This is a genomic window from Stenotrophomonas sp. (genome assembly GCF_050737075.1).
In the GTDB taxonomy this organism is placed as follows: domain Bacteria; phylum Pseudomonadota; class Gammaproteobacteria; order Xanthomonadales; family Xanthomonadaceae; genus Stenotrophomonas.
Genome location: NZ_JBOHXV010000009.1, coordinates 67,925 through 78,847, shown reverse-complemented (window position 1 = coordinate 78,847; position 10,923 = coordinate 67,925). Strand labels below are relative to the sequence as shown.

The following is a 10,923-nucleotide window of genomic DNA, read 5'->3' as shown; positions in this document are numbered from 1 at the left end:
GTTGGCCGGCCCTCCGGATCTACCATCATTCAATCAGGTCAACGGCGTCATGACCGCTTTGACGTACGCCGGGCGCTGCTGCAGGCGCTGGTACCACGCCTCAAGATTCGGCAACGATGGCCGCTGGATCGGCAGTTCAAACCAGGCATACACCAGCGCACCGAGCGGAATGTCGCCCATCGCGAACTGCTCGCCCGACAACCACGGTTGCTGTGCCAATGCGGCGTCGGCCATGCCCAGCAGATCACCGGCACGTGTGATCGCGGCATTGATGCGGGCCTCGTCGCGGTCGGCCGGCGCGGTGCGCATGATGCCCCAGATCAGTTCGCTGTACAGCGGCGCCATGCGCGAAGTGCTCCAGTCCATCCACTTTTCGGCCTGCGCGCGCGCCACCACGTCTTCGGGGTAGAGCGTACCCAACGCATAGCGCGCGGCGAGGTAACGCACGATCGTGTTGGACTCCCACAGTGGCAGGCCGTGATCCTCGATCACCGGCACCAGACCATTGGGATTCATCGCCACGTACTCCGGTGACTGCGTCCCGCCGAACGGGCCGCCCACTTCGATGGATTCATACGGCAGGCCGATTTCCTCCGCGCACCACAGCACCTTGCGCACGTTGCTGGAATTGCGTCGGCCCCAGATCTTCAGCATGTTGGTTTTCCTGATCGTTGGAATGCGCGGATACGATACGCCTTTGCGGCAATTTTTATGGTTGCCGACTAACAGTCGGCACTACATCCGCGCCTTTTTCGGCAGGGCGCGTACGTAGGTGGACTTGCCATCCTTCTTCATCTCGAAGAGGCCCGTCGCGGCCAGCAACTCGCTGAGTTTGCTGTAGCCGTAATTGCGCGAGTCGAACGAGGCCTGATTGCCGATCTGGCTGCCAACCGGACCCAGGTGCGACCAGCCGTCCTCCGCCTCGGCCGATGTGACCGCGCGGCGCAGCATCTGCACCAACCGTGTGTCGCTGCGCAGCTCCGGCCCGGTCTTGCGCGGGCGTGTTTCCTCGCTGTCCTGCTCCACCTCCGGATCGGTGGCGTGGCCCTGGCCCAGTGCTTCGAGATAGGTGAACTTCGAACAGGCGTTGACGAACGGCTCGGGCGTTTTCTTCTCGCCGAACCCGTACACCTTCACCCCGTCGGTCAGCAGCCGCATCACCAGCGGCGTGAAGTCCGCATCGCTGGAGACGATCGCGAAACCATCGAGGTTGCGCGCGTACAGCATGTCCATTGCATCGATCACCATCGCCATGTCCGAGGCGTTCTTGCCGCGGCTGTAGGCGAACTGCTGGATGGGGCGGATGGCGTATTCGTGCAGCACGCCTTCCCAGCCTTTCAGGCGCGGGCTCTTCCAGTTGCCGTAGGCGCGGCGCACATTGGCCACGCCATAGCGTGCTACTTCGGCCAGCACCACGTCGATCTTCGACGAGGGCGCGTTGTCGGCATCGATCAGCAACGCGATGCGCTTTTCCGGTTCGGTCATCTCAGCCTCCAGAGCGGTTGCGGGCCGCCGCCGTGCGAGCGCGACGGCTGCTGAACCCAGTATCTGTCATCCACGTGAACATCGTGCTTCACGTGCGACGATACGTCGCGTCGCCCCTGTCTGGAGTCCCTGCATGACCCGCGATCCCCTGCCCCACCTGGTCATCATCGGTGGCGGTTTTGCCGGCCTATGGGCCACCCGCGCACTGGCCAGCGCGCGCGTCCGCATCACCCTGGTGGACCGTCGCAACCACCATCTGTTCCAGCCCCTGCTCTACCAGGTCGCTACGGCCGGCCTGTCCGCGCCCGACATCGCCGCGCCGCTGCGGCACATCCTCGGCCACCAGCGGAATGTGGAAGTGCGGCTGGGCGAAGTGACCTCCATCGACAAGCACGCCCACCAGATCACGCTGGCCGACGGCAGCCAGCTGGGCTACGACACCCTGATGCTGTGCACTGGCGCCACCCACGCCTATTTCGGCCACGACGAATGGGCGGCGGATGCGCCGGGCTTGAAGACGCTGGACGACGCAATCGCGCTGCGCCGCAAGCTGCTGCTGGCCTTCGAGCGCGCCGAGGCTGAACCCGATCCGGTCCGCAAGGCGGCGTGGCTCAGCTTCGCCGTGGTCGGCGGCGGCCCCACCGGGGTGGAGCTGGCCGGCACCCTGGCGGAGATCGCCCGCCACACGCTGCGCAACGAGTTCCGCCATATCGACCCGGCCACGGCCAAGGTGCGCTTGGTCGAGGCCGGCCCACGAGTGTTGTCCAGCTTCCCCGAGGTGCTGTCGCTGAAGGCGCGCCGCCAGTTGGAGAAGCTCGGCGTGGAAGTCCTTACCGGAACGCCGGTAAGCGACATCAACGGCAACGGGTTCCAGCTGGGCGAGCAGTTCATCGACGCACGCACCGTGGTATGGGCCGCCGGCGTGGCGGCCTCACCGCTCGCGCGCACGCTGGACGTGCCGCTGGACCGCGCCGGGCGCGTGCCGGTACAGCCCGGCCTGACGCTGGAAGGCCACCCCGAGATCTTCGTCGCGGGCGACCTGGCCGCATTGAGCCAGGCCAACGGCAAGCCGGTGCCCGGCGTGGCGCCGGCCGCCAAACAGATGGGCAAGCACGTCGCCACCACCGTGCGCGCACGGCTGGACGGCAAACCGGCACCGGGCGCGTTCAAGTACCAGGACTTCGGCAACCTCGCCACCATTGGCCGCATGGCCGCCATCGTCCACCTTGGGCGGTTGCAGCTGTCCGGCGTGCTGGCCTGGTGGTTCTGGCTGGCCGCGCACGTGTTCTTCCTGATCGGCTTCCGCAACCGCATCGTGGTGCTGCTGAACTGGGCGGTGGCATACTGGAGCTACCAGCGCAGCGCGCGGATCATCTTTGGCGATGACCAGGAGGATCGGCGGCGAAAAACGTCACCTCCTTGATGCGTCCGCGAGCATGGCGTGATCTACGGGAAAGGCCACCAAAGCGCGCCTGAGAACGCCTATCCGCGAGCACACATTCCCCTTGCCTCCCCACACTGATAGGCTGGTTGGCATCTCGAAAACTGTAGGCCAACATGGAACGGCTAGGATTCTGGTTCCCCCTGTTTGCGGGGATGGTAGTGACCGGTTGCACTTCAGAACGCTCACACGCGGAAGCTGCAGCACCTCAACCGACAGACTCGATCAACGTGTCGCCTGGTTCATATGTGACCCAGGCCGGCTGGGGGCAGCTTCGCATCCACGCATCGCCAGGCAGTCGCGAGCTTCGCTTCCAGCTCGAGACAGAAAACTCAGGCTACGGTTGCTCGATGGCCGGCACGATCGGCAGCGACCCTAAGTCGATCCTGGTCGATCACATTGCCGAAGGCGACCAATGCTCGCTGACGATGCACGTAGTGGATCATGGCATCGAAGTAGGCACGACGTCCCCAGACGCGTGCGCGCTGCACTGTGGAAACAACGGCAGCTTCAAAGGCACCTATCTTTCCGTGGACGACATGTGCGGAGCCGATAGTGTCACCGCTGCAATCGAAACCGCTCAATCATCCGATAGTCCTCTCACTGCCGCGCCGGCCGAATTGATGGACGCGGTATTGCGAAAGTGTGGCCAGACGCTGACCAACACCACGTTGGCTGACGTCAGGCTGGCCGTCGCAGCAGCACGCCACCGGATTGGAGACAACGCCCGCTGTCTGGCGGCGCTGGCACCTTATGCAGAGGATGCCTCTCGTAGTGATGATGATCTCATCGACGGCATGTCGCCGAGCGCTGCCGAGCAGACCATCGCAGTGATGTCGTCCGTACGCCAGATGTTGGAGCTCTGCGGCAAGTAACCAGGGAATGGAGAAGCAACAGTGACAGATGCACCGGAAGCACGTCCGCAACAGCTCAGCGATGACCAACTCCGCACCTTGGCATACTTTGCCATCGGCGTCGCTTCGGAGGGCAGCAGTGCGGGTAAAAACGTGGCCTATAAGCTCTCCTTTGCCGGGAACATACGCGCGGGCGTCATGGAGCCAATTGGGAACAGCGGATTCTCGATTGGCACATTGCAGACAGACCTTGGCCAGCACCCCCGAGTAGCAGCCCAACTCGTGGATGCCTACCAGGAATGGGCCAGTGAACAGGTCCCATCATTGGAGCTCACAGCACAGCAGCGCCAGCAGACGATCTCGGATCTTCAGCGCGATGGTGCCTCCATCAGAGCGCAGAACGGTCGAAGCCTGGATCCGACCATCAAAAGCAATCTCGACGCGTTTCTCGCCTCCGACGACGGAATTGGATTCGTTCATTCACGAGACGTAGCCCAGGTGGACCGATTGCTACGCCCCGGCGATGGTCAGCGTGACCTTGGAGGTGCGATGCAACAGCTGCGCAGCACAGACCTTTACCAGCGCTCCACCCTGGACGATCAAGCGCGACTTGCCACCATCCTGATGAAGCTCGAGAACCAAGCTGGCCAAGGTCGATACCCTGGCGTCCTTCGTTCAATTGCCAGCGGCGATCTCAACAGCGTGGAAGACGTCAAGACCAGAGTCGACGGCATGCTGCCCAACCGCGTTGTTCGCGGCGTTGAACAGCCCGACTACCTCGAAAGCGGGGTTGAGCATGCACTGCAAGGTACGCAGGTATTCAACAAGCTTCGAGCCGCTGGCGATGGAAATCCCTTGAGGGACATTTTTGTAGACGTCTCTGCCAATCCACTTGCCAACCCGGCGGAGCTCAGAGCAGACCGCGCCAACGAAAATGCCATGCATGAGTACGAGACGGTGAAGACGCTCTTTCTGCAGAACGTAGAGTCGCCCGCCTATATCAATGCGTTGGAGGCCGGCGCGTCCTATGCTTGGGGTCGACCGCAGCCGGACGGGCGCGCATCCGCGACTGCAGGCCTGTACGCATCAGGCGATGACCTGGTTCTTTGGAACCGCGATGGCAGGGGTCACTCATTCATCAATGGAGAATGGTCGGAAGTCCCACGCGCCGAGCTTCATCGGCAATCAAATGCAGATGGCACAATCGATCTGAGCCGTAACATTGAGGGCGGTGAGCCTGAGCGACTGTTGCGTGTTGACACGAGACAGCAGGACACGAGGCAAGGATCACTAGCGCCTGAGCCCGCCGTCGCTGATGACAGCACTCGCATGGCTGCTGCTCCACACCCGTTATTGGAGCAGGCCCATATCGCGGTAGAGAGACTTGAGGCCAAGCTGGGTCGCCCGTTCGACCAGCACAGTGAGCGACTGTCGGCAAGCTCGGCGTGCTTGGCGATGGAGGCAGGCCTGACTCGAATCGATCATGTGGTACTGAGTGAAAGAACACCCGACGCTGGCGCGGGCGAGAGAGTGTTCGTGGTTCAGGGCGATTTGACGGATCCTGGACATATCAAGGCACACATGTCTACGGCACAAGCCGTGGCAGCTCCTGCTGAGCAGTCATTGGCCAGACTGCAATCAATGAGCGAAGACCGCCAGCAGGTGGTCGCTCTGGCGCAAGGCGTTGAGCGCGACAGCCAAAGCATGGTTGCCCACCAACCAAGAATGATCTAGATCCTCCGTCCGATACCGTTAAGTAGCGCGCGGCGACATAGTACGTCGCGCGCTCAGCCCTCTCCATCGGGATCGTTGCCGCGCGCCAGCTGGACGTCCCAGGTGCACAGATAGTCCGGGTTGCTGATCGTCAGCGCTATCGAGCGCAAGGTGTAATCGCCCGGTGCGGCAACGGTGTAGTGGTCCAGCGCGGGCGGCAGGAACAGTTCCTCGCCGTCCACTGCGCTGGCCAGCACCACGCCCTCGTCGTCGTTGATGCGCAGCACTTCGCCCGCAAACTGACGATGCTCCAGCGCGTTGCCGTCGGCATCCAGGTAAGTGATGCCGGCAAGCACGGTCTTGCCCAGCATTGCCCGGGCCTTGTCGCTGTCGTTGAGGGTCATGGCATGCCGACCGGTGTTCAGTCCTGCACCATGCAGCCCCAGCCATCGATGCGGCCCTCGAACCTGGCCGCTTCCGATTCCAGCAAGGCTTCGAAACCGGCAACGTTGTCGTGGGTCGGCACCATCAACGGATGCACCAGGACCTGCCAGGGGAAGTCGTCGTTGCCTTCGTAGGCGGAGAACGACACCTTCTGTTCGTTGCGGAGCAGGTGCACCGAGAAGCGGATGGCGGCCTCCTCATCAGGGAAGATGACTGCGAAATCGACCTCCCGTGCGACGGAGAGGTCGTCCCCGTCCTGAAGCATCTTCCACAGCACGTCGCCGTTCTCGTCTTGGGGGTACAGCGTCAGGTCGCGTGGCATGGTTTTCCAGTGGCGGCAGGGAGACAACGCGATCTTCCCACGCCGCACCGCTCAGCGGGAAATGCGCGGGTTGCGGCAGGCACCGCCGAGACGGGCCGTGTCGGTGATCTGCTGCGGCGACCAATGACGGACGATCCACACGTGCAGCACCGCAGAACGCAGGTGCCACACCAGCATCCCCGTGCGCGGCAGGCTGGAGAGATGGTCCTTTGCCAGCCAGGATGCCTCCTCGTGACCGGGCGGCAGTCTGCGCGCAGTGCCGAACAGCTGCGACACGCTCCATGACGCGAGGGAATGCATGTTGGCCACGCGCTGATTCCGGCAGGTGATACCCGCGCTGCCGTCAGCCGCTACCGGTTCCGGACGCCCGGTGATCGTCGCCAGCGTGCCGACGTATACCAGCAGCGGAACGCCGATGAACAGCAGGAACACCATTACCGCCGCCGTGAGTGCCCTGCCGACCACGCTCACCCGGCAGGCTCCGCAATCGCCTGCAGCCAGGCGAGCTTGCGCTCGCGTGGCTGCCGCTTGAGTTCGCATTCGGCCTTCGACGCCGCTGAGCGATCCGGGTAGGCGCGCATGGCCAACACCCTCAGCGGCGGATTGGCGCGCGTGTAGCGGGCGCCCTTGCCGGCCAGGTGGGCCTGGAAGCGGGCGTCCACGTCGTTGCTGATGCCGGCGTAATAGCTGCCGTTGCGGCATTCCAGCAGGTAGACGTACCAGGGGGCGGGTTCAGCGGGCATACCGGGATTATCCACCTCCGTGGCGGCCCTGGCTGCTAGAATCCGCCCCGGATGCAGGAGAGAGGCGCCGCGCTGGCGCCCGCCGAAGGCGCAGGCTCCCATAATCGCTCAGGCCGGTGGCTCGATACGCCACCAACCATGCATCCAACACGCCGATCTGGAGAGAGGTCTTCAATGACCCGCCGAAGGGGCACGTGGCCTGGCCACCGAACTCTCAGGCAAAAGGACAGCGGGAGCGGCAACGGAATCCCACCCTGCGACAGTGCTGCGGCGCTGGCGTGGCCCGTGCGCGTTTCCGTCCCCGCCCGTCCTGTGTTCCGGAGTCGCCGCATGCTGCTGTCCCTGATCTACCTCATCGCCATTTCCGCTGAAGCCATGACCGGGGCGCTGTCCGCCGGGCGGCGGCGCATGGACCTGTTCGGCGTGGTGATCATTGCCTGCGTCACCGCCCTGGGCGGCGGTTCGCTGCGCGACATCGTGCTCGGCCATTACCCGCTGGGCTGGGTGAAGCATCCGGAGTACCTGGGCTTCACCATCTGCGCCGCCCTGATCGCCACCTGGATTGCGCGCTGGATGCACCACTTCCGCCGCACCTTCCTGGTGCTGGATGGCCTGGGGCTGATCTGTTTCACGTTGATCGGCTGCGCGGTCGCGCGCGACGGCGGGCACTCGGTACCGATCGTGCTGATCGCCGGCATGCTTACCGGCGCGTTCGGCGGCGTGCTGCGCGATGTGCTGTGCAACGAAGTGCCGCTGATTTTCCAGAAGGAACTGTACGCCGTGATCACCCTGCTTACTGGCGCCGCCTGGCTGGGCCTGCTGGAACTGGGTGTGTCACTCAACGCCGCCACGTTGTGGTGCCTGGGCGGCGGCTTTGCATTCCGGCTGCTGGCAATCCACTTCAAGTGGGAGATGCCGAAATTCGTGTACCGCGACGAGGTGCATTGAGCCGCACAGCGGGGCAGAGCCCCGCTCTACGGCGGGCGGGCGTCAGGCCGCTTCGCTCAGCCGGCGGGCACGACGGGCACGCACCGCCTCGGCCAGCGACTCGAGCACGGCCAGCGAGCTGTCCCAGCCGATGCAGCCATCGGTGATGCTCTGGCCGTAGACCAGCGGTTCGCCCTCGACCAGGTCCTGGCGGCCCGCCACCAGATGGCTTTCCACCATCACCCCCACGATCCGGTCTTCGCCCGCCGCCAGCTGCGCGTTGATCTCGGCGATCACCTTGGGCTGGTTCTCGGGATTCTTGCTGCTGTTGGCATGGCTGGCGTCGATCATCAGGCGCGACGGCAGCTGTGACTTGGCCAGCGTCTGGCTGGCGGCATCCACACTGGCCGCGTCGAAGTTGGGCACTTTTCCGCCGCGCAGGATCACGTGGCAGTCCGGGTTGCCGGCGGTGGCAACGATGGCGGTATCGCCCTGCTTGGTCACCGACAGGAAGTGATGCGGGTTCGAGGCCGCGCCCACCGCATCGGCGGCGATCTTGATGTTGCCGTCGGTGCCGTTCTTGAAGCCCACCGGGCACGACAGGCCGGAGGCCAATTCGCGGTGCACCTGGCTTTCGGTGGTACGCGCACCGATCGCGCCCCAGGCCACCAGGTCGGCGATGTACTGCGGCGAGATCACGTCCAGGAATTCCACGCCTGCCGGCAGGCCGAGCTTGTTGATGTCGCGCAGCAGGCCGCGCGCAACACGCAGGCCCTTGTTGATCTGGAAGCTGCCATCCATGTCCGGATCGTTGATCAGGCCCTTCCAGCCCACGGTGGTACGCGGCTTCTCGAAGTACACGCGCATGACGATCTCCAGCTCGTCGGCGTAAGCATCACGCAGTGGCTTGAGCCGCTGTGCGTACTCGATGGCGGCCACCGGGTCGTGGATCGAGCACGGGCCGATGACCACCGCGAGACGGTCGTCGTGACCGTGCAGGATCTCGTGCAGGGCCGCGCGCGAGGCGCTGACCGTGGCAGACGCTTCATCGTCGCAGGGCAGCAGGGTGAGCAGCTGCGCCGGCGGCGTGAGCGGCTCGATTTTTCGGATGCGAAGGTCGTCGGTGTGGGGGGGCATGGGGGTGTCTCCTGGAAGGTGGGGGTCCCCAGCGCGGCGGCAACAAAAAAGCCGCCAGGTGCGCTGGCGGCTTTCGGGAATGCGTCTGAAGGTTTCTTCAGGGTGAACGCATGCCTTCCTCCGCCGGTGGCTTCGGAAAGTAATACCAAAAGTAGGAATTGGCGTGGCGTGCGTTCATTGAGGCGTATTGATATCACAGGGGTTTAGGGCTGCCAACTGTTTCATTCGCAACTGCGGGCCGGTTACTGCCGGGGCAACGCGGCCAGCTCGGCCAGGTGTGACTGCAGGTTGCCGGTAGCTCCCAGCGCATGCGTGGTGGTGAAGTACGTATGCCAGCCTGTGGCAGCGATCGCTGCCAGCAGTGCATCGGCATCAAGACGCTCACTGCACTGCCAGACCGCGTAGAACTGCTCGGCACTGGCATTGGCAACGTCCTGGTCGACCCGTCCCATCGCGATCGGCGTGATCCGCGCTGGGTCGATGTCCTGCATGCCAGCACCAATGCGCGCGAAGAAGGCCCCGCGTGAAAATGCATCCAGTGCGGTCCAGGCCGGCGTGGCGGTGTAGAGCTCGATCAGTGTGTACGGCATGTCATTCCTTGAGGTCAAAGTCGGCGCAGCGCGCGCGAGCGGATGTAACGATTGGCGGGATCATCCGCGTGCTGCCGCTGCCACGCGCTACAGAGCGCGCGCACCCAATCGGGCTGGGTCTTGCCCGCATCGTTGAGCCAGTTGCCGACTGAATCCTGCACATAGCGCGAGCCATCGCAGCGCAGCGCCTCCAACAGATCCCTGGCGTGCTGCGGCACCTGCTTGAACAGGGTGATATGTGCGGCCCACACCCCGCGCGGCCGCAGCGCTTCACAGGCGAAGCGGCGCACATTGGGCGAACGGTCAACACTCCACGGCAGCAGATGCGCGAGCGCGCGCAGCGGTTCGGCAGCCACCTGCGGACGTATCGCCAACCAGGCCCATTCGCGCACGCCGAAGTGCGCGTCATCGGCCAGCGGACGCAGCGCATCCAACGCGGGTTCCAGTGATCGCCCCGGGTCGCTGCCGATCAGGTAGCACGCCCAGCCCCGCACCGTGTCACTGGGGTGGCGCGACCACGTATCCGCATCACCGTGGCCATGCAGGCGCATCAAATTGGCAGCGACACGCATGCGTGCGGTAATGCCCAGCGTGGCGGACTCGCGCAGTACATGGATGGCGGAGGCGGGCAGGTCAGGCAGCACGGCGGCCATGAGCGTGGCGAAGTTGACAGCGAGGATGTCGGCCAGGTGCGTGCTCTCAGCCGTGCCACGGTCGAGCTGGCTGACACGCTCACCGGTCTGGCGCGTGCTCATGCAGCGCGCCCTGTATCGGTGCGCAACCATACGCGCTGCAGCAGCGTGCCGAGTATCCTGCGCTCCTCAGTGCTGGTGTCGGCGAACAGCGAGGCGATCCATTGCGCATGCTGCTCGAACAGATGCGCCGCCAGCGCCTGGCCGGCCTCTGTCAACTGCACGTGGATACGCCGCTTGTCGTCGGGATCGGTGCGACGGCTGACCAGCTTTTCGCGTTCCAGCCCGTCCAGCAGCCCGGTAACCGTGGCCCGGGTTACCCCTGCGCGCTCGGCAAGCTTATGCGGCGACAATCCGGTAGCGGTGGTCCGCAGCAGGAACAGCAGCACGAAGCGACCCTCGGTCAGACCGAGCGGCGCAAGCCGGTTCGCGCAATCCCTGTCGATCGCGCTACCCAGCGACAGCAGCTGGAAACACAGCGCCAGGCGACCATCATCGGCATGGTTGCTGCGTTGCATCTCAGCCAGAAAAGCCGCGTGTTTGAGCTCCAGCACGTGCAGCCCCCATATGATTAG

The 10,923-nt window shown here is 64.4% G+C and carries 14 protein-coding genes and 2 riboswitches; of the genes, 4 read left to right on the top strand and 10 right to left on the bottom strand.

Annotation, left to right across the window (positions count from 1 at the left end; translation table 11 throughout):
- Positions 1 to 33: 33 nt before the first annotated feature.
- Positions 34 to 654 (bottom strand): glutathione S-transferase family protein, encoded by a 621-nt coding sequence (locus ACREPD_RS03750; protein WP_431598053.1) that lies wholly within the window; start codon positions 652 to 654, stop codon positions 34 to 36.
- 81 nt (positions 655 to 735) lie between these two features.
- On the bottom strand, positions 736 to 1,485 hold the full coding sequence (locus ACREPD_RS03745) for an NYN domain-containing protein (protein WP_431598052.1): 750 nt from the start codon (positions 1,483 to 1,485) through the stop codon (positions 736 to 738).
- 133 nt (positions 1,486 to 1,618) lie between these two features.
- On the opposite strand from ACREPD_RS03745, the gene ACREPD_RS03740 reads away from it, so the two are divergent.
- The 3 genes from ACREPD_RS03740 to ACREPD_RS03730 all read left to right on the top strand — a co-directional run bounded on the left by ACREPD_RS03740 (position 1,619) and on the right by ACREPD_RS03730 (position 5,514).
- Positions 1,619 to 2,908: an NAD(P)/FAD-dependent oxidoreductase gene (locus ACREPD_RS03740; RefSeq protein WP_431598051.1), complete on the top strand. Its 1,290-nt coding sequence runs from the start codon at positions 1,619 to 1,621 to the stop codon at positions 2,906 to 2,908.
- A 368-nt stretch (positions 2,909 to 3,276) separates the two neighbouring features.
- Positions 3,277 to 3,801: a hypothetical protein gene (locus tag ACREPD_RS03735; RefSeq protein ID WP_431598050.1), complete on the top strand. Its 525-nt coding sequence runs from the start codon at positions 3,277 to 3,279 to the stop codon at positions 3,799 to 3,801.
- A 21-nt stretch (positions 3,802 to 3,822) separates the two neighbouring features.
- Positions 3,823 to 5,514, top strand: coding sequence for an XVIPCD domain-containing protein (locus ACREPD_RS03730; protein WP_431598049.1), 1,692 nt, complete (start codon positions 3,823 to 3,825; stop codon positions 5,512 to 5,514).
- Between the two features lie 53 nt (positions 5,515 to 5,567).
- Here the strand turns inward: ACREPD_RS03730 and ACREPD_RS03725 are convergent, their stop codons facing one another.
- The 4 genes from ACREPD_RS03725 to ACREPD_RS03710 are packed head-to-tail and all read right to left on the bottom strand — an operon-like array spanning position 5,568 to position 7,002.
- The gene (locus ACREPD_RS03725; RefSeq protein WP_431598048.1) at positions 5,568 to 5,897 is read right to left on the bottom strand and encodes a hypothetical protein; all 330 of its coding nucleotides are present in this window, start codon (positions 5,895 to 5,897) and stop codon (positions 5,568 to 5,570) included.
- 17 nt (positions 5,898 to 5,914) lie between these two features.
- A complete protein-coding gene (locus tag ACREPD_RS03720; protein WP_431598047.1) occupies positions 5,915 to 6,259 on the bottom strand; it encodes a ribonuclease E inhibitor RraB in 345 nt (114 codons plus the stop codon).
- 51 nt (positions 6,260 to 6,310) lie between these two features.
- Positions 6,311 to 6,694, bottom strand: a complete 384-nt coding sequence (locus ACREPD_RS03715) for a hypothetical protein (RefSeq protein ID WP_431598046.1) — start codon at positions 6,692 to 6,694, stop codon at positions 6,311 to 6,313.
- 32 nt (positions 6,695 to 6,726) lie between these two features.
- On the bottom strand, positions 6,727 to 7,002 hold the full coding sequence (locus ACREPD_RS03710; RefSeq protein ID WP_431598045.1) for a GIY-YIG nuclease family protein: 276 nt from the start codon (positions 7,000 to 7,002) through the stop codon (positions 6,727 to 6,729).
- A 44-nt stretch (positions 7,003 to 7,046) separates the two neighbouring features.
- A riboswitch (glycine riboswitch) is annotated at positions 7,047 to 7,129 on the top strand.
- A 20-nt stretch (positions 7,130 to 7,149) separates the two neighbouring features.
- Positions 7,150 to 7,240, top strand: a riboswitch (glycine riboswitch).
- Between the two features lie 92 nt (positions 7,241 to 7,332).
- On the opposite strand from ACREPD_RS03710, the gene ACREPD_RS03705 reads away from it, so the two are divergent.
- Positions 7,333 to 7,950 carry a trimeric intracellular cation channel family protein gene (locus ACREPD_RS03705; protein ID WP_431598044.1) on the top strand — a complete coding sequence of 206 codons (618 nt, stop codon included), beginning with the start codon at positions 7,333 to 7,335 and terminating at the stop codon, positions 7,948 to 7,950.
- Positions 7,951 to 7,992: 42 nt separating this feature from the next.
- Here ACREPD_RS03705 and ACREPD_RS03700 read toward each other — a convergent pair whose 3' ends face one another.
- The 4 genes from ACREPD_RS03700 to ACREPD_RS03685 all read right to left on the bottom strand — a co-directional run bounded on the left by ACREPD_RS03700 (position 7,993) and on the right by ACREPD_RS03685 (position 10,902).
- Positions 7,993 to 9,066 carry a 3-deoxy-7-phosphoheptulonate synthase gene (locus ACREPD_RS03700; RefSeq protein ID WP_431598043.1) on the bottom strand — a complete coding sequence of 358 codons (1,074 nt, stop codon included), beginning with the start codon at positions 9,064 to 9,066 and terminating at the stop codon, positions 7,993 to 7,995.
- A 242-nt stretch (positions 9,067 to 9,308) separates the two neighbouring features.
- Entirely contained in the window at positions 9,309 to 9,656 is a 348-nt protein-coding gene (locus tag ACREPD_RS03695; RefSeq protein ID WP_431598042.1) for a DUF6616 family protein, read from the bottom strand.
- A gap of 14 nt (positions 9,657 to 9,670) precedes the next feature.
- Complete coding sequence (locus tag ACREPD_RS03690) at positions 9,671 to 10,411, bottom strand: DNA alkylation repair protein (RefSeq protein WP_431598041.1); 741 nt, start codon at positions 10,409 to 10,411, stop codon at positions 9,671 to 9,673.
- A complete protein-coding gene (locus tag ACREPD_RS03685; RefSeq protein ID WP_431598040.1) occupies positions 10,408 to 10,902 on the bottom strand; it encodes a MarR family winged helix-turn-helix transcriptional regulator in 495 nt (164 codons plus the stop codon). The genes ACREPD_RS03690 and ACREPD_RS03685 overlap by 4 nt, the downstream gene beginning before the upstream one ends.
- Between the last annotated feature and the right edge of the window lie 21 nt (positions 10,903 to 10,923).